The following is a 17,607-nucleotide window of genomic DNA, read 5'->3' as shown; positions in this document are numbered from 1 at the left end:
CCGCGATCCGCGGGGCGCGTCAGACCGGTGCGGCGACGTAGGACAGCAGTTGCAATCGGTCGCGCTCCACGAGGAACGTGTGCGCGGATCCGTTGGGCAGCCGCTCTCCGGGGATCGGCAGCTCGCCCCCGGTCGCGTGGCGGATCACTTCGCGGATCAGAGCGCCGTGGGCCACCGCGACGAGGGCGGGAGCGGCGGGGGACGTTGCGCGACGCGCATCCTGGACGGCGCGGCGGAGCGTCTCGAGTGCGCGCACGCGCAGGTCGTCCCAGGTCTCGGCTCCGGGGACGTCGGCCGTGTACCAGTCGCCCCACCGGATGCGGAAGTCGGTCGCCGTCATCCCCTCGGCCTCGCCGTAGGCCCGCTCGCGCAGACCGCGGTAGCGCCGGGGCTCGTCGGCGCCGAGCTCTTCGGCGATGAGGTCTGCGGTCTCCGCGGCGCGGAGCAGGTCGCTGGAGGCGACCACGGTCGCAGCATCCGCGTCGATGACCTCTCGGAGGGCCCGTCCTGCCTTCCGGGCCTGCTGCCGTCCGGTGTCGTTGAGGGGGATGTCGGTCGATCCCTGGACGCGTCCGTCGCGGTTCCAGTCGGTCTCGCCGTGGCGCACAAGGGTGAGGATCGTCACCCTTCGAGCCTACCGAGCCGGCGGCCGCAGCAGCTCCGCGAGGGTCGTGAGCACCTCGCTCGCGCCGGCATCGATCTTCACCGTGGCGCGCGCGTCGACCTTGGTCTCGCCGCGGTTGACGATCACCACGGGCAGGCGCCGGCGCCGCGCGCGCTCGACCAGCCGGATACCGGAGTTCACGACCAGCGACGAGCCGGCTACGACCAGGGCGTCGCTCTGCGCGACCAACTGTTCGGCCTCTCGGAACTTCGCCGGCGGGATGTACTCACCGAAGAAGACGACGTCGGGTTTCAGGACCCCGCCGCACACGCTGCAGGAGGGCACGCGGAATCCCTCGACGCTCTCGGGGCGGACGTCGCCGTCAGGGCCGAGGAGGACGTCTTCGTCGATCGTGAGCCAGGGGTTCTCTGCCTCGACCCGCTCGGCCAGATCGCGGCGGTCGAAGACCTGCCCGCACTGCAGGCAGAACACCCGCCGCATCGTCCCGTGCAGCTCGACGACGCGCCTGCTGCCGGCGCGCAGGTGCAGGCCGTCGACGTTCTGGGTGATGACCCCGGCGGCGACGCCGTCATCTTCGAGCTTGGCGAGTGCCCGGTGACCGTCGTTCGGCCTGGCCGCCGCGAACGTCCGCCACCCGAGATGGCTGCCCACCCAGTAGCGGCGGCGTGCGTCCTCGCTCGAGAGGAAGTGCGTGACGGTCATGGGCGTGCGCACGGGTGCGCCCTTGCCGCGGTAGTCGGGGATGCCGGAATCGGTCGAGACGCCGGCCCCGGTGAGCACCGCGATCCTGCGGCCGGACAGGGCCTTCACGGCCGCCTCGATCGCCGCGGTCGTCGCCGCATCCGCCTGCGTCTCCGCCGTCATGCGCCCACCTCCGTCACCGATTCGAGTGTAGGCCGCGCGGACGGGTGTCCGGTCGGTGGCAGAGTGGGGAGGAATCATGCCCATCATCCCCGTCGACGACCCGCGCGATCCGCGCCTGTCGGACTATCGAGACCTGACCGACGTCGCCCTACGGCGAGTGATCGAACCGCAGGGCGGGTTGTACATCGCCGAGTCGGCGAAGGTGCTCGCCCGCGCGTTGCGTGCCGGGCACCGCCCCCGCTCCGTCCTGGTGCAGGAGAAGTGGGTCGCCGAGACCGTCGACATCGTCGACACCGATGCGGTCGACGTCTTCGTGGTGCCGGCCGCCCTCGCCGAGGACGTCACGGGGTACGCCGTGCATCGCGGCGTGCTGGCGGCCATGCACCGCCCGCCCGAACGCCCCGTCGCCGAGGTCGTGCGCGACGCACGGCTCGTCGTCGTGCTCGAGGACATCGTCGATCACACGAACGTCGGCGCGGTCTTCCGCAGCGTCGCCGCGCTCGGCGCGGACGCCGTGCTGGTGTCGGCGCGCTGCGCCGATCCGCTCTACCGACGCAGCGTGCGCGTGAGCATGGGCACGGTGTTCCAGGTGCCGTGGACGCGGCTGCCGGAAGGACCGGCGGCAACGGCCGCCCTCCACGACGCCGGGCTGCACATCGCCGCGCTGGCGCTGTCCGACGGTGCGGTCACGCTCGACGCGTTCGCCGCCGATCGTCCCGAGCGCATCGCGCTGATGCTCGGCGCCGAGGGCGACGGGCTGAGCCGGCGCGCACTGGCCGGGGCCGATACGGTCGTCACCATCCCGATGGGCGGGGGAGTGGACTCCCTCAACGTCGCCGCCGCATCGGCCGTCGCGATCTGGGCGCTGCGCCGTTAGAGCTGGCCGGGCTGTGCGCCGCTGTTCGCGGCATCCGACTCCACCGCGCGGACGAAGATCGGCGTCGGCTCCGGGCGTTTGGCCTGGATCAGATCGCCCGACGACTGGTGCCGCAGCCGCCGCAGCACCCACGGCACGAGGTGCGTGCGGGCCCAGACGAAGTCCTTCTCGCGCGCTTCACGCCAGGTCGTCACGCCCAGCGGATCGGGCTGCATGGGTTGAAGGTCGTTCGGGACGTTCAACGCGCGCAGCACCATCCGGGCCACCTCGTGGTGGCCGAGCGGGTTCATGTGCAGACGGTCGTCGTCGAAGAACCGCATGTCCTGGATCTCCTTGAGACCCCACTGGTCGGCGACGACGCAGTCGTACCTGTCGGCGATGGCGCGGATGTTCTCGTTGTAGATCGCGACCTTTCCGCGGATGTTGCGGAACACCGGGGTGAAGTGCGTGTCGATCCCGGTGAAGACGACGATCGTGGCTCCGCCCGCGGAGAGCCGCACGATGGCGTCTTCGAACTGCTGCGCGACCTGGTCGGGGTCGGTGCCCGGGCGGATCACGTCGTTGCCACCCGCCGAGATCGTGATGAGGTCGGGCTGGAGCGCGAGGGCCGGTTCGATCTGGTCGGCGACGATCTGGGCGATCAGCTTTCCGCGCACCGCGAGGTTGGCGTAGGCGAAGTCATCGACCTGGGTGGCGAGCACCTCCGCGACCCGGTCGGCCCAGCCGCGGTGTCCGCCCGGCACGGGGTCTCCGATGCCCTCGGTGAACGAGTCGCCGAGGGCGACGTACCGGCGCCACGGGTGGGGGCCGGCGTTGTCTTGGTGCAGTTTCTCGGACTCGATCATCAGCAGGACCTCCGTTTCCAGGCTAGCGGGGAGGCCGCACTCCCTCCATCGTCGTCGGCGGAGTCGGATGTCGGCGCGACGACCTATCGTTGATGTTTGCGCTCGACGCATCGGAAAGGAGGAACGTGGAAGACGGAACGCTCACGAACCCTCCCGGAACAGACGAGAACGACCCGCATTTCGGCAGCTTCGCCGCCGAGCACCTCTCTCCCACCTACCCGCAACGCGCCCCCTGGGGCACCGCCCAGCGCCTTCGCGCCTGGCAGGCCGAAGCCCTCGACATCTACTTCGGCGCCGACGGTCCCGACGGGGTCGGAAAGGGACCGCGCGACTTCCTCGCGGCGGCCACCCCCGGCGCCGGCAAGACGACGTTCGCACTGAGGCTCGCCAGTGAGCTGCTGCGTCGCAACGTCGTCGACCGCATCGTCGTCGTCGCGCCCACGGAGCACCTGAAGACCCAGTGGGCGGATGCTGCGGCCCGCGTCTCGATCCGCCTCGACCCGTTCTTCAGCAACCGCCACTCGGTGCCGTCCAGGCAGTACCACGGCGTCGCCGTCACCTACGCGCAGGTCGCGACGAAAGCATCCGTCCATCACGACCTCATCATGAACGCCCGCACCCTCGTCATCCTCGACGAGGTGCACCACGGCGGTGACGCGCTCAGCTGGGGCGATGCGCTTCGCGAGGCCTACGGTCGCGCGACCCGCCGCCTGCTGCTGTCGGGAACACCGTTCCGCAGCGACACCGCGCCGATCCCGTTCGTCGAGTACCACCCCGACGCCAACAACATCCGCATCTCGCGCACCGATTACAGCTACGGCTACAAGCGCGCGCTCGAGGACGGCGTCGTCCGACCGGTGCTCTTCCTGGTCTACGCCGGCTCGATGCGCTGGCGCACGAAGGCCGGCGAAGAGATGGAGGCCCAGCTCGGGCAGGACAACACCAAAGACATCACGTCGCAGGCGTGGCGCACCGCGCTCGACCCCAACGGCGAGTGGATCCCGGCCGTGCTGCGCTCGGCCGATCGCCGACTCACCGAGGTGCGCGAGCAGGTGCCCGACGCGGGCGGGCTCGTCATCGCCACCGACCAGACCGCCGCGCGCGCGTACGCCGCCATCCTCGAGGGGCTGACGGGCGAGGCGCCGACCGTCGTGCTCTCGGACGAGGCTGAGGCGTCGTCGCGCATCGAGAGGTTCTCGAACGACGACAGCCGGTGGATGGTCGCCGTGCGCATGGTGTCGGAGGGTGTCGACGTGCCACGTCTGGCGGTGGGCGTCTACGCGACCTCGGCATCGACGCCGCTGTTCTTCGCCCAGGCGATCGGCCGTTTCGTGCGAGCCCGGCGTCGCGGCGAGACGGCGAGCGTGTTCCTGCCCCACGTGCCGAACCTGCTCGCCCTCGCCGGCGAGATGGAGCGCCAGCGCGACCACGCCCTCGACCGCGACAGCGACGGCGACGACTGGAACGCCGAAGAAGACATGATGAACGCCGCCGAGCGCGAGGACAAAGCCTCCGACGCGCTCGAGCAGGAGTTCCAGTTCCAGGCCATGGGCTCGCTCGCGCACTTCGACCGAGTGCTGTTCGACGGCAAGGAGTTCGGCCAGCTGGCTGTTCCCGGAACCCTGGAGGAGGAGGAGTTCCTCGGTATTCCAGGACTGCTCGAACCCGAGCATGTGCACGAGGTGCTGATGGCGCGGCAGGCCAAACAGGGGCGCCACCGCTCGGCTCGCGAGGCGAAGGAGCGCGAGGCACCCGCGGGTGACGCGGCCCCCGTCGACGCACCTCCTGCGGCACTTCATCGCACGCTCAAAGAACAGCGGCAACTGCTCAACAGCCTGGTCGGGCTGTACGCGCGCCAGAGCGGCGAGGCCCACGGACTCGTTCACGCGGAGCTGCGGCGCATCTGCGGCGGCCCGGCGGTCTCGCACGCGACCGTGGCGCAGTTGCAGGCGCGCATCGAGGTACTGCGCAAGCGCGTGCACTCCTGAGCCCCCGGTTCGGAGCCCCGAAATGCTGGCAATCCCGGGCTTTCGAGGAGGCGCCGTCGTGCGCGCCGTTAGCGTGAGGTGAGTTTCCGGATGAATGAAGAGGACCGAACGACCGTGACGGCTGCGCCCACTCCCCGAGACCGACGGCGGTGGGCGAGATACCTCGTCGAAGAGCGTGCCGAGGCGAAGATCTACCGACGGCTCGCCGCCCGCCGCTCGGGAGAGGAGCGCGCAATCCTGCTCGCTCTCGCCGATGCCGAGGGGCGGCACGAGGCGCACTGGCTCGAGCTCCTCGGCGGCGAACCGGCACGCCTTCCGCGGCCCGGGCTGGGCGGGCGGATGCTGGGATGGATGGCGCAGCGATTCGGTTCGATCTTCGTGCTCGCCCTGGCCCAGAACGCCGAGGCGCGGTCGCCCTACGACGACGAGCCGTACGCGACCGCGGCCATGGCCGCCGACGAGAAGGTGCACCACGAGGTGGTGCGGGGCCTGGCCGCGCGCGGGCGTCGACGGCTCTCGGGCACTTTCCGGGCCGCCGTCTTCGGCGCGAACGACGGACTCGTCTCCAACCTCGCGCTGGTGATGGGGATCGGGGCGACCGGGGTCGCGCCCGGGTTCGTGCTCTTCAGCGGCATCGCGGGTCTTCTCGCCGGCGCCCTGTCGATGGGCGCGGGGGAGTTCGTCTCGGTCCGCTCGCAGCGCGAGCTGCTCGCCTCGACCGAGCCGAGCGATTTCGCCGACGCGGCGATCCCGCACCTCGACATCGACGCGAACGAGCTGGCACTCGTCTACCGCGCACGGGGGATGGATCCCGAGGAGGCTCTCGAGAACGCCCGCCGCGTCGTCGAGGATTCGCGCCGGCCCGGGCTCCCGAACCCGCGCGCCCACGAAGCATCCGGCGAGCACGAGATCGTGGGCGGCGCCTGGGGTGCGTCGATCTCGAGCTTCCTGTTCTTCGCCTCGGGCGCGATCATCCCGGTGCTGCCGTGGATCTTCGGGCTCTCCGGCCTCGCGGCCGTCGTGCTCGCCCTCGCCCTCGTCGGCATCGCGCTGTTCGTCACGGGCGCGATGGTCGGGCTGCTCTCGGGCGGACCACCCCTGCGCCGCGCCCTCCGGCAGCTGCTCATCGGCTACGGCGCCGCCGCCGTCACCTACGCGCTCGGCCTGCTCTTCGGCGTCTCCGCCGGCTGACACACCCACGATCGGCCGAGACGCGCCGCCTGGCGCGATGTCTCGGCCGATCGTGATGTCTGGGCGCACAACGACGAACGGCCCCCCTGTCGGGGAGCCGTTCGTCATTCTGTGCGCGAGGGGGGACTTGAACCCCCACGCCCTAATACGGGCACTAGCACCTCAAGCTAGCGCGTCTACCTATTCCGCCACCCGCGCAGTGGGTGTTTTTCGGTTTCGCAACCGAGGAACGACACTACCATGCACCGGAACGCACGGCGAACCACGCCGGGCTCCGACGCGCGAATCCACACCCGGGCGGGCGAACCCGCACGGCGGATCGACCCGTCGATGTCGATTCGAGCGGGCCCGTGCGGATTCGCGACGCGCACGCACTGCGCCGAAACAAGACCGACGCGGCGGGGCGATAACCTAGCCCTCATGCCCACGCCTGACGACGGCCTTCCCGAGGTCGCCCGGATCGCCGCGGACCTCATCCGGTTCGACACCTCGAACTTCGGCGGGGGGACGGCGCACGGCGAGCGCGAAGCCGCCGAGTACGTCGGGGCCTACCTCGAGGGGCTCGGGCTGACCACCGAGTACTACGAACCCATTCCGCGACGCACCAACGTCGTCGCGCGGGTCGCGGGGCGCAACCAGGACAAGCCCGCGCTGATCCTGCACGGTCACCTCGACGTCGTTCCGGCGATCGCCGAAGACTGGAGCGTCGACCCGTTCGCGGGCGAGATCCGCGACGGGATGCTGTGGGGCCGGGGCGCCGTCGACATGAAGAACATGAACGCCATGATCCTCACCGCCGTCGCCGACCTGCTGCGCGCGGGCGAGCAGCCCGAACGCGACCTCATCCTGGCGTTCTTCGCCGACGAGGAGAACGGGGGAGTGGAGGGCTCGGCTCTCGTGGTCCGCGATCGTCCCGAGTGGTTCGCCGGCGCCACCGAGGCCATCAGCGAGGTCGGCGGCTACTCGATCTCGTTCGACGACCGCCGCGCCTACCTGCTCCAGGTGGGCGAGAAGGCCCTCATCTGGATGAAGCTCGTCGCCCGGGGTCGTGCCGGCCACGGCAGCAGGCTCCACCCCGACAACGCCGTCACGAAGCTCGCCGAGGCCGTCGCACGTCTGGGCCGGGCCGCCTGGCCGGTGCGCCTCACCGACACGACCACCGAGTTCCTGGATGCGGTCACCCGCCTCACGGGCGATTCCGCCGGGGGCGACCCCGATGCCCTCGCCGAGCGGGCGGGAGCAGCATCCGCCTTCCTCCGCTCGACACTGCGGACGACGACCAACCCGACCGGCCTGACCGCGGGGTACAAGCACAACGTGATCCCCGATCGTGCCGAAGCGCTCATCGACGTGCGTGTGCTCCCGGGCACCGAGGCGGAGTCGCTCGAGGAGATCCGCCACATCGTCGGCGACGAGGTCGACATCGAGATCGTGCACCAGGACATCGGCCTCGAGGTGCCGTTCCGGGGTGACCTGGTGGAGGCGATGGTGTCGTCGCTCGGCCGCCACGACCCCGGCGTCCCCGTGATCCCGTACCTGCTGGGCGCCGGCACTGACAACAAGGCGCTGGCCGCCCTCGGCATCGCTGGCTACGGATTCGCTCCGCTGCGCCTGCCGGCCGACCTCGACTTCACCGGCATGTTCCACGGCGTCGACGAGCGCGTGCCCGTCGACGCACTCGTGTTCGGCCAGCGGGTGCTGACCGACCTCATCCGGACCTACTAGGAGCGCACATGCAGTTCATCGAGGCCATCGTCCTCGGTCTGGTCCAGGGACTGACCGAGTTCTTGCCGATCTCCTCCAGCGCGCACCTGCGCATCGTGGGGGAGTTCCTGCCGTCGGCCACCGATCCGGGGGCGACCTTCACCGCGATCACCCAGATCGGCACCGAACTGGCGGTATTGCTCTACTTCTGGAAGACGATCGTGCGCATCATCACGCGATGGGCGCAGTCGCTGACGGGGAAGGTGCCGCGCAACGACCCCGATGCGCGCCTGGGCTGGCTGATCATCGTCGGAACGCTGCCGATCGGTGTGCTGGGTTTCGCGTTCCAGAGCGTGATCCGCGACACGTTCCGCAACCTCTGGCTGGTCGCGATCGTGCTCATCGTGTTCGGCCTGCTTCTCGGAGCCGCCGACCGCTGGGGCGCTCGGCGCCGCGAGATGGAGCAGATGACCTTCCCGCACGGCCTCGGCCTCGGCTTCGCGCAGGCTCTCGCACTCGTCCCGGGCGTGTCGCGGTCGGGCGCCACCACCACCCTCGGGCTGGCGCTGGGCTACACACGCCCGGCCGCGGCGGAGTACGCGTTCCTCCTCGCCGTACCCGCCGTGTTCGGCAGCGGCTTCTATGAGCTGTACCAGAGCTTCGAAGAGCCCGGCGGGCCCTACGGTGCCGGTGAGACGGCCATCGCGACGGTGGTCGCCTTCGCCGTCGGACTCGCGGTGATCGCCTTCCTCATGCAGTACATCAAGAAGCGCAGCTTCCTGCCCTTCGTGGTCTACCGCGTGGTGCTCGGCGTGGTGCTGATCGTGCTGCTGTCGACCGGGGTGCTCCAGGCCTACTGATCGTCGAGCTCGGGCACAAGCGTATTCCGGCCGGTTCGTCAAGAGCGGATGTCGTCGGCTCTCGTACAGATAGGTTCGGCGATGGCGCGTGCCACCCGTCGCGACGCCGTGAAGGGCCATCGATGACACCCGACGACGACGCCCCGACCGAGGCGCTGCTGGATGCTCGCTACCAACTGCAGGAGTGCATCGGCGAGGGCGGTATGGCGCGCGTTCATCGCGGCTTCGACCACGCGCTCGGTCGCTCGGTCGCGATCAAGGTCATGCGAGACGGCACCGAGAACGCGTCTGCGCTCGAGCGTGCGCGCGGTGAGATGGGGCTGCTCGCCTCTCTGAGTCATCCCTCACTCGTGACGTTGTTCGATGCGCGGATCGCTCCGGGACGCGTGAGCTACCTCGTCATGGAGCTCGTCGACGGGCCCACCCTCAGCGGCGTGCTGCACGACGGACCACTCGCCCCGCGCGACGCCGCGCGGCTCGTCGTCGAGCTCGCCGATGCTCTCCACGTCGTGCACGCGGCCGGGATCGTGCACCGCGACGTCAAGCCCTCGAACGTGCTCCTTTCGCCTCCCACCCTGCCGGGGCGGCCGCGCCGGGCGCGCCTGGCGGACTTCGGCATCGCCTACCTCGCCGACAGCTCGCGACTGACGACGCCCGGGGTCGTGGTGGGAACCATGGCCTACCTCGCCCCGGAGCAGGTGAAAGGCGAGCCCCCGGCTCCCCCCGCCGACATCTACGCGCTCGGGCTGCTCGTGATCGAAGCGCTCACCGGCCAACGCCCCTTCGGCGCGATCGGCGGCGTCGAGTCCCTCGTCACCCGGGTGACCTCCGCGCCCGAGGTCCCGAGCTCGCTCGGCGACGAATGGGGCGGGCTGCTGCGACGGATGACCGCCCTCGACCCCGCGCAGAGGCCGACCGCATCGGAAGTCGCAACGGCGGCCGCAGCTCTCGAGCTCGTCGAGAATCAGCCGTCGACGGCGGTCACCGCCGTCACGCCGGTCGACACGTCCGTCCCGGCATCCGCGGCGCGGACAACAGAGCTCGTACCGCCTGTCTCTCGCGCTGCGCGTCGACGATCCCGCCGCCCGTTGCACCGGCACGGCCTCGCCATCGCCGGGGGAGCGACCGCGGCCGCCGCGGTGATCGTTCTCGGGGCTTGGCTCTTCGGGGGCCCCGGGGCCGCGGTCCCTTCGCCCGCCGAGACGGTCGCGGTCGATGGTGTCCCCTCCGATGCGCCCACGGCGGAGCACGATCTGGACGTCGAGACGGTCGAAGCCGAGACGGGTAACGTCCCGGCGGCTCCTGTCGAGAGCGTCGTGGTCGAGCCGCAGCCGAACGAGCCGGAGGCCCCGAGCGGCGATCAGGAGGGCGTCGAGCAACCACCCGGTCCGGACGATGCCGCTCCGGTAGACGCGCCGGGCACCGCACCCGGTGTGTCGAACGGAGCCGACCGTTCGACGGAGGTCGCGGCCGACAACGACCGCAAGGCCGAGCAGCGCGACGCGGCCAAAGCCGCGGCCGAGGCTCAGCGGGCCGCCGAGAAGGCAGCCAAGGAAGAAAGCAGACCCGGGGCGAAGCCGTAACGGCGGGGCGACCCCCGGCTCAGCGTCGGGGTGTGTCGTCCCTGCCGGGTTTCGTCGGTCCGTCGCCGCCTCGGCGCAGGTAGCGCTCGAACTCCTGCGCGATGGCGTCTCCGGACGCCTCGGGCGAGTCCCATGTGTCGCGGGTCTGCTCGAGCTGCCGGATGTAGTCGGTCATCTCCTCGTCGTCGGCCGCGGCCGCGTCGATGGAAGCCTCCCACGCGGCGGCGTCGGCGGCGAGGGTTGCGCGCGGCACCTCGGCGCCGGTGACGTCTTCGAGTCGGTCGAGGAGCGCGAGGGTCGCCTTCGGCGAGGGGGTGTGTCCGGCGACGTAGTGGGGGATGCTGGCCCACAGGCTCGCCGACGGGATGCCCGCGGCATCCGCGGCGCTGCCGAGCACCGACAGGATTCCGACGGGCCCCTCGTAGGTGCTGCGCTCGAGACCCAGCTGATCGCGGACGCTCTCGTTATCGCTGCCCGCGAAGATCGAGATCGGCCGCGTGTGCGGAACGTCCGACATCATCGAGCCCAGCGAGACGAAGCCCGTGATGTCCTCGCGCAGGGCGACGTCGACGAACTCGCTGGCGAACGCCTGCCACGCGCGGGCGGGCTCGACGCCGGTGAGCACCCAGAGCTGCGTCGCGCCGCGCTGGGTGCGGGTGGGCCGGTAGAGCGTGGCCTCGGGCCACCGCAGGCTCCGCCCGCCGTCGCCGTCGGCGACCATGTGGGGGCGGGTGTACTGGTAATCGAAGTACAGCTCGGGGTCGGCGGAGAAGACGGGCTCGTACTCGCCCTGTTCGCGCAGGAGCGAGACGGCGGCGGATGCCGCTTCGCCCGCGTCGTTCCATCCGTCGAACGCGCAGACGATGATTCGGCGACCCAGTGCTTCCACGCAACCTCCTCTGCCGGGACGGGATGCATCAAGGATAGGTGCTTCTCCCGTCGGAGCGGCCCGCGGACCCGGGTGCGAGGGTCGTCACGGTTACGATGGACGGATGACCAGAACCATGCCCGCGGCCGTCCTGTGGGACATGGACGGCACGCTCGTCGATACCGAGCCGTACTGGATGGCGGCCGAGACGCCGCTTGTGGAGAGCTACGGCGGAACCTGGTCGCACGAGCAGGCGCTGGGCCTCGTCGGCCTGGGCCTCGAAGACTCCGCGCGGATCTTCCAGGCCGCCGGGGTACGTATGAGCGTCACGGAGATCATCGATCACCTGACCGACTCGGTCATGGCGCGCCTCGCCGAGACCGGTGTGCCCTTCCGCCCGGGCGCGCGCGAGCTGCTCGCCGACCTCAAGGCGCAGGGCGTGAAGACCGCCCTCGTGACCATGTCCATGCGGCGGATGGCCGATACGGTCGTCGACCTGATCGACTTCGATGCCTTCGACGTCGTCATCGCGGGCGATGACGCCCGCCGCCCGAAGCCCTTCCCCGACCCCTACCTCCAGGCGTGCGAAGCGCTCGGAGTCGACGTCGCCGACGCGGTCGCGATCGAGGACTCCCCGAACGGCCTGCGATCGGCCGTGGCGAGCGGAGCCGTCAGCCTGGGCGTTCCCCTGATGCTGCCGCTCGAGGGCGTGGGTGCGCACGAGCTGTGGCCGAGTCTCGAGGGCCGCACCGCGGCCGATCTCGCCGCCCTGCACACCGCCCACGCGCGAGCGGTGGACGCACGATGAGCGAGATTCCCCGGCTGAGCGGCCCCTTCCGCGTCGGTGATCGTGTGCAGCTGACGGGCCCCAAGGGCCGTCTGTCGACCATCACCCTCCGCGACGGCGGAGAACTCCACACGCACCACGGCGTGCTCCGTCACGAGGCGCTCGTCGGGCAGCCCGACGGGAGCGTGGTGGTGAACAGCTCCGGTCACGAGTACCTCGCGCTCCGGCCGCTCCTGCGCGACTTCGTGATGTCGATGCCCCGCGGTGCCGCGATCGTCTACCCGAAGGATGCCGCGCAGATCCTCTCCCAGGCCGATATCTTCCCCGGCGCCGTCGTCGTCGAGGCGGGCGTCGGTTCGGGGGCGCTCTCGCTCTGGCTCCTGCGGGCGATCGGAGCGACCGGCCGGCTCGTCTCGTTCGAACGCCGCGAGGAGTTCGCCGAGGTCGCCCGGGCCAACGTCGAAACCTACGTCGGAGAGTCTCCGGCGACGTGGGACGTCGTCGTCGGCGATCTCGTCGAGGCCCTCCCCGAGGCCGTCGCCCCCGCGTCGGTCGACCGCGTGGTGCTCGACATGCTCGCGCCGTGGGAGTGCATCGACGTCGTCGCCGATGCCCTGACACCGGGCGGCGTCGTGCTCTGCTACGTCGCGACCGCGACCCAGCTCAGCCGCGTGGCCGAGTTCATCCGCGCGACGGGCCTGTTCACCGAGCCCGACGCGAACGAGACGATGGTGCGCGGGTGGCACGTCGAGGGCCTCGCGGTTCGTCCAGACCACCGCATGATCGCCCACACCGGATTCCTCCTCACCGCGCGCCGCTTGGCGCCGGGCGCCGTAGCTCCCGAGCAGAAGCGGCGGGCGTCGAAGTCGAGCTACGGCGACGAAGACGTCGAACTGTGGACCCCGGGCGCGGTCGGCGACCGCCAGATCACCGACAAGAATCTCCGCAAGCGGGTGCGCGAGGCGCAGAAGGCGGCCGACGGTGTGCGGCAGGCGGGGCAGGATGCTGCGGAGTCGAACCCGTAGACTGTCCCGGTGCGCAGAATCCCGGTAATCGTCGCTGTGACCGCCCTCGCTGCGGCGGGTCTCGTCGGCTGTGCGTCGACCTCTGTCGACGACTCGTGCCCGCGTCCGTCCTCGTCGTCGACGACGTCCGACCTGATCGACGTCTCGGGTGCCGTCGACACCGCGCCCGACATCGAGGTCCGCACCCCCTTCCACGTCGCCGAGACGACGTCGTACGACCTCGAGACCGGTGACGGGCCGCAGATCACGACCGACTCCCAGCTCGTGGTGCTCGATCTCTCCCTCGTCAGCGGCGAGACCGGTCAGCCGCTCGTGGCGACCTCGTACAACGGTGACACCAGCCGTCCGTTGAGCCTGACGCAGTGGGCGCAGACGTTCCCGCAGTTCGGTGACGCGTTGATGTGCGCGAGCGAAGGCTCGCGTGTCGTCGTCGCGCTGTCGGCGGACGGCATCTCGCCCGACGCCGTCGCGGGCCTCGGACTCGAGGACGGGGAGTCGGCGGTCGCCGTGGTGGACGTCCGCAAGGTGTACCTGCCCAAGGCCGACGGCGCCGACCAGTACAACGACGCCCGCGGCCTTCCCACCGTCGTCCGCGCGCCCGACGGCCGTCCGGGCATCATCGTCCCCGACGCCGATGCGCCGACCGAGCCCGTCGTCCAGGTGCTGAAGAAGGGCGACGGCGCCGAGGTCAACGACGACGACAGTGTGCTGTTCGCTTTCACCTCGGTCGACTGGGACGACCCGAAGACGACCGTCAACACCACCTGGGATTCCGAGCCGCTGCGCCAGACGCTCGACGCGCTGCCGCCGGTGATCGCCGATGCGCTGCGCGGTCAGCCGGCCGGTTCGCAGCTGATGGTGGTCCAGCCCGCGGGCGATGCAGACGCCGCGCAGGCTCAGCCTGCGATCGTCTACGTGATCGACGTCCTCGGAGTGGGCTAGAGCCCCCGCCGGTCCGACCGCTCCGGTCAGACCGTCAGCGACGTGAAACCACCCGCGACGAGTTCGACCTGCCGCGGGGCGTCGCCGGTGAAGTCGGTCGTGCCGAGGTCGACCGCCATCGGAGTCGGGTTCGCCTGCGTGCGCACGATGTAGCGACGCGCGGTGAGACTGGAGATGCTCGACCACTTCGTCTGGTCGTCCTGCTCGATACCGGTGCCGCTGATGCCGCTCATCATGCCGACGGGGATGTCGAAGTTGTTGATGGCGTGCAGGCTGAGCTGTTCCAGGGCGTCGGCGTCGTCGGGTGACTGCAGCGTCATGACGTAGGCGGTGGCGCGCAGGAACCGTCCGGCGCTGCCGGAGTCACCCGGCAGCCCGATGAAGCCCTGCCCCTGAGAGAGGGGAGCGAACTCCACGCCGCGGATGGCCACCGGCGCAGGATTGGCCGCGGTGAGGCGGGGGAGCCAGTTGCGCACGTTCTCGTGGTGCCAATCGAGGTACGGGGCGTTCGTCGCGACGCCGAGGGGATTGTCGCGGTGCTGCTGCGCTCCGTCCTCGAACTCGATGACCCCGGCGGCGCCCGTGGCGTCGTGCAGCACGAGGTGCAGCGGCGGCACGCCCTGAATCAGGGGGTTGTCGCGCCCCCACACGCGGATACCGGCGAAGGCGTCGAAGACCTCTGCGACCGTCGCACACGTCGTGAGAGCGAAGACGACGGCGTCCAGCACGTCGAGCGTCGTCGACGCATCATCGCCCGGCTCCTCGTACGAGGCGAATCCGGGCATGTAGAGGGCCCCGGCGTACAGGCCCTTCTCGTTCATGCCGTCGGTCAGCAGCTGCGGTGTGCCGACGGCGTCCATCCCGACGACGCCGTACCGGCTGGTCCACGAGACACCGTCCGCGGCAGGAGCCGTCGACGTCAGTGCGAGCCCGCGGGGGATCACGGTCAGCCGGGCCCCGAGCATGTCGGGGAACTCCATCGTCCTCGCCACGCAGACGCTGCCGTCCTTGGCCCGCAGTTGGAAACTCGTGCACATGTCCCGACCCCTCCCCGCGCGCACCCGCCTGGTGCATTCGGGCGTCAGGCTACACCTCGGCGGCCACCGGAAACCCTCCCGCCCGTAGGATGAAGAGGTGCCCTCGCCCGCCTCGAAGAACGCCCCGGAAGAGCGCCTCGTCAATCTCGTGGTCGCTCTCATGGCCACCGAGCAGGGGCTGACCAAAGACACCATCCTGTCTTCGGTCGCGGGCTATCGGGAGCAGTCCGAGGCAGGCGCCTCACGTGACGCGCTCGAGAAGATGTTCGAACGAGACAAAGAGAACCTCCGCGGGCTCGGGGTGCCCATCGAGACGATCGGCGACTACGCCGATCCCGACGACCTCCGCGAGGCCCGGTACCGCGTTCCGACGGCGGAGTACGAGCTGCCGGATGATATCGAGTTCACCCCCGCCGAGGTCGCTCTGCTCAATCTTGCCGGGGGCGTGTGGGGTTCGGAGTCGCTCTCGGCCGACGCCCGCAGCGGCCTGCGGAAGATCCGGGCGCTCGGCATCGAGGTCGACGAGCCGATCATCGGCTACGCGCCGCGGATCAGTCTGCGCGACGCGTCGTTCCCGCCCCTGCAGCGCGCGATCGAGCTGAGCCGCGCGGTGGAGTTCTCCTACCTGCGTCCCGGTGAGGAGACCGCCCGGGTTCGCCGCATCCGTCCTCTCGCCCTCGTCGAGTACGAGGCGCGCTGGCACGTGTTCGGAATCGATCTGGGAGTGGAGGCCGAGCGCACGTTCCTTCTCTCGCGCATCGTCGGCGATGTCGTCGTCACGAAGGAGTCGTTCGACCCCACGCTTCGCGCCGACGCGGGGGAGCGTGGTCTGGCCGGACTCCGCGAGCTCGCTTCGCGCCAGAGCGCGCTGCTGGCCGTGCACCCCGGAACCGAGGCCGCGCTGCGGCTGCGCCGTCGCGCGAGCACGGAGGGGCAGGAGATCCGCGTTCCCTACGTCGACGTGCACGTCTTCGCCGATGAGATCGCGTCGTACGGACCGGAGGTGCGCGTGGTCGAGCCCGCCGAGCTGCGCGACGAGGTCATCCGGCGGCTCGAAGCGACACTCGCGCTGCACGGAGGACCATCATGAGCGCGCGCCCGCTGGTGGCGACCGACCGGGCCGCCCTCATGCTGCAGCTCGTCCCCTACCTCGTGGGCAAGGGCGAGGTGTCGGTCGCCGAGGCGGCGGACGAGTTCGACGTCACCCCCGACCAGATGCGGGCGATGGTCGAGAAGCTCACCGTCATCGGTCTTCCCGGCGACGGTGGGTTCTGGCAGCTGCCCCACGACCTCTTCGACATCAATTGGGATCTGCTCGACGAGCGCGACCTCATCGTCATCACCAACACGGTCGGACTCGAGCGCTCTCCGAAGCTCAGTGCGCGAGAGGCGGCTGCGCTCCTCGCCGGACTCCAACTCGCCCGCACTCTGCCGGGGGTGGGCGACAGCCCCCTCGTCACGGAGCTGCTCGCCAAGTTGTCCCGCGGTGCGGCGACGGCCCCCGCCGACGTGATCGTTGCGCCCGGCCCCGTCGACGGGGTGCGCGACGTGGTCGCCGACGCCCTGCGCCGGGGCGTCGCGGTCTCGTTCACGTATCGCGCTCCGGATGCTGCGGCCACCACGCGCACGGTCGATCCCGTCAAGGTGCACATCGCGAGCGGTCAGTGGTATCTGCAGGGGTGGTGCCACCTCCGCGAGGCGGTGCGCACCTTCCACCTCGAGCGGGTGAGCGATGTGGTCCTCACCGACATCCCCGTCACGCACGGCGGCGAGCCGGTGCCGGCGCTGTTCGAACCCGGCGAGAACGACCCGGTCGCGCGGGTGCGGTACGACCGGGCGGTCGCACCCCTGCTGGGTGTCTACCTGGAACGCGCCGTCGTCGACGAGTCGGGTGACCAGCCGGTGGCGACGGTTCGCGTCGCCGACGAGCACAGCCTGAAGCGTCTCGCCGCCCGGCGGGGCGGCCAGGTCGAGATCCTCGAACCCCTCGCTGCGCGCCGGGCGGCCGCCGCCTGGGCCCAGGCGGCGCTGACGCAGTACCGCGACCCGCACCGCGCATAGGCGACCCGCAGCCGCGTCATCGGCCTGAGCGCAGAACCGCGCGTTAGACTGACATCACCGACGGCGGAAGGACCCCTCATGTTCCAAGGTTTGACAGGATGGCACCTCCTGATCGTCCTCGCGGTCATCCTCCTCCTCTTCGGAGCTGCGAAGCTCCCCGCGCTGGCGAAGAGCATGGGCCAGTCGGCCCGCGTCTTCCGCAGCGAGATCAAAGAGATGAAGAAGGAAGACGCCGCCGACCCGACCACCACATCGCCGGTCGCCCCGGAGGTTCGCGATGCGTCGAACATCGCGGCGGATCCCGCGCGCGGCACCACCGACCCCAAGCCCTGACCCGTCGTGGTGACGAC

17 protein-coding genes and 1 tRNA gene are annotated in these 17,607 nt (G+C 70.6%); 12 read left to right on the top strand and 6 right to left on the bottom strand.

Features of this window, described 5'->3' with window-relative positions; all coding sequences use genetic code 11:
• Positions 1-19: 19 nt before the first annotated feature.
• Positions 20-625 (bottom strand): histidine phosphatase family protein, encoded by a 606-nt coding sequence (locus DEA06_RS04405; RefSeq protein ID WP_116646684.1) that lies wholly within the window; start codon positions 623-625, stop codon positions 20-22.
• Positions 626-634: 9 nt separating this feature from the next.
• Positions 635-1,489: a Sir2 family NAD-dependent protein deacetylase gene (locus DEA06_RS04400; protein WP_116646683.1), complete on the bottom strand. Its 855-nt coding sequence runs from the start codon at positions 1,487-1,489 to the stop codon at positions 635-637.
• A 76-nt stretch (positions 1,490-1,565) separates the two neighbouring features.
• Here DEA06_RS04400 and DEA06_RS04395 point away from each other — a divergent pair, with 76 nt between their 5' ends.
• Positions 1,566-2,366, top strand: a complete 801-nt coding sequence (locus tag DEA06_RS04395; protein WP_116646682.1) for an RNA methyltransferase — start codon at positions 1,566-1,568, stop codon at positions 2,364-2,366.
• Here DEA06_RS04395 and DEA06_RS04390 read toward each other — a convergent pair.
• Entirely contained in the window at positions 2,363-3,211 is an 849-nt protein-coding gene (locus DEA06_RS04390; RefSeq protein ID WP_116646681.1) for an SGNH/GDSL hydrolase family protein, read from the bottom strand. The genes DEA06_RS04395 and DEA06_RS04390 overlap by 4 nt on opposite strands.
• A gap of 125 nt (positions 3,212-3,336) precedes the next feature.
• On the opposite strand from DEA06_RS04390, the gene DEA06_RS04385 reads away from it, so the two are divergent.
• Positions 3,337-5,199 carry a DEAD/DEAH box helicase gene (locus DEA06_RS04385; protein WP_240606797.1) on the top strand — a complete coding sequence of 621 codons (1,863 nt, stop codon included), beginning with the start codon at positions 3,337-3,339 and terminating at the stop codon, positions 5,197-5,199.
• A gap of 90 nt (positions 5,200-5,289) precedes the next feature.
• Positions 5,290-6,390, top strand: coding sequence for a VIT1/CCC1 family protein (locus DEA06_RS04380; protein WP_116646679.1), 1,101 nt, complete (start codon positions 5,290-5,292; stop codon positions 6,388-6,390).
• Positions 6,391-6,502: 112 nt separating this feature from the next.
• On the opposite strand, the gene DEA06_RS04375 is transcribed toward DEA06_RS04380, so the two are convergent.
• A tRNA-Leu gene (locus DEA06_RS04375) sits at positions 6,503-6,588 on the bottom strand.
• A 222-nt stretch (positions 6,589-6,810) separates the two neighbouring features.
• On the opposite strand from DEA06_RS04375, the gene DEA06_RS04370 reads away from it, so the two are divergent.
• The 3 genes from DEA06_RS04370 to DEA06_RS04360 all read left to right on the top strand — a co-directional run bounded on the left by DEA06_RS04370 (position 6,811) and on the right by DEA06_RS04360 (position 10,537).
• Complete coding sequence (locus tag DEA06_RS04370; protein WP_116646678.1) at positions 6,811-8,115, top strand: M20/M25/M40 family metallo-hydrolase; 1,305 nt, start codon at positions 6,811-6,813, stop codon at positions 8,113-8,115.
• Positions 8,116-8,123: 8 nt separating this feature from the next.
• Entirely contained in the window at positions 8,124-8,954 is an 831-nt protein-coding gene (locus DEA06_RS04365; protein ID WP_116646677.1) for an undecaprenyl-diphosphate phosphatase, read from the top strand.
• Positions 8,955-9,076: 122 nt separating this feature from the next.
• The gene (locus tag DEA06_RS04360) at positions 9,077-10,537 is read left to right on the top strand and encodes a serine/threonine-protein kinase (protein ID WP_116646676.1); all 1,461 of its coding nucleotides are present in this window, start codon (positions 9,077-9,079) and stop codon (positions 10,535-10,537) included.
• Positions 10,538-10,556: 19 nt separating this feature from the next.
• Here the strand turns inward: DEA06_RS04360 and DEA06_RS04355 are convergent, their stop codons facing one another.
• Complete coding sequence (locus tag DEA06_RS04355) at positions 10,557-11,426, bottom strand: PAC2 family protein (protein ID WP_116646675.1); 870 nt, start codon at positions 11,424-11,426, stop codon at positions 10,557-10,559.
• 103 nt (positions 11,427-11,529) lie between these two features.
• Between DEA06_RS04355 and DEA06_RS04350 the strand changes: the two genes are divergently transcribed.
• Genes DEA06_RS04350 through DEA06_RS04340 form a run of 3 tightly spaced genes read left to right on the top strand, consistent with a single transcriptional unit; the run spans position 11,530 to position 14,159 of the window.
• Positions 11,530-12,213: an HAD family phosphatase gene (locus tag DEA06_RS04350; protein ID WP_116646674.1), complete on the top strand. Its 684-nt coding sequence runs from the start codon at positions 11,530-11,532 to the stop codon at positions 12,211-12,213.
• On the top strand, positions 12,210-13,217 hold the full coding sequence (locus DEA06_RS04345) for a tRNA (adenine-N1)-methyltransferase (RefSeq protein WP_116646673.1): 1,008 nt from the start codon (positions 12,210-12,212) through the stop codon (positions 13,215-13,217). Before DEA06_RS04350 ends, DEA06_RS04345 begins: the two co-directional genes overlap by 4 nt.
• Before the next feature lie 9 nt (positions 13,218-13,226).
• Positions 13,227-14,159 (top strand): hypothetical protein, encoded by a 933-nt coding sequence (locus tag DEA06_RS04340; protein WP_133241698.1) that lies wholly within the window; start codon positions 13,227-13,229, stop codon positions 14,157-14,159.
• Positions 14,160-14,185: 26 nt separating this feature from the next.
• Here the strand turns inward: DEA06_RS04340 and DEA06_RS04335 are convergent, their stop codons facing one another.
• Positions 14,186-15,196 (bottom strand): linear amide C-N hydrolase, encoded by a 1,011-nt coding sequence (locus DEA06_RS04335; RefSeq protein WP_165817916.1) that lies wholly within the window; start codon positions 15,194-15,196, stop codon positions 14,186-14,188.
• A gap of 97 nt (positions 15,197-15,293) precedes the next feature.
• Here DEA06_RS04335 and DEA06_RS04330 point away from each other — a divergent pair, with 97 nt between their 5' ends.
• The 3 genes from DEA06_RS04330 to tatA all read left to right on the top strand — a co-directional run bounded on the left by DEA06_RS04330 (position 15,294) and on the right by tatA (position 17,590).
• Positions 15,294-16,286, top strand: coding sequence for a WYL domain-containing protein (locus DEA06_RS04330; protein WP_116646836.1), 993 nt, complete (start codon positions 15,294-15,296; stop codon positions 16,284-16,286).
• Positions 16,283-17,257 (top strand): WYL domain-containing protein, encoded by a 975-nt coding sequence (locus DEA06_RS04325; RefSeq protein ID WP_116646670.1) that lies wholly within the window; start codon positions 16,283-16,285, stop codon positions 17,255-17,257. The genes DEA06_RS04330 and DEA06_RS04325 overlap by 4 nt, the downstream gene beginning before the upstream one ends.
• 78 nt (positions 17,258-17,335) lie before the next feature.
• A complete protein-coding gene (tatA, locus tag DEA06_RS04320) occupies positions 17,336-17,590 on the top strand; it encodes a Sec-independent protein translocase subunit TatA (protein ID WP_116646669.1) in 255 nt (84 codons plus the stop codon).
• Positions 17,591-17,607 lie beyond the last annotated feature (17 nt).

Origin of the sequence: Microbacterium sp. Gd 4-13 (assembly GCF_003095395.1) — a bacterium.
In the GTDB taxonomy this organism is placed as follows: domain Bacteria; phylum Actinomycetota; class Actinomycetes; order Actinomycetales; family Microbacteriaceae; genus Microbacterium.
The sequence above is the reverse complement of the archived record's forward strand: the minus strand, read 5'-3'. Positions and strand labels throughout refer to the sequence as shown.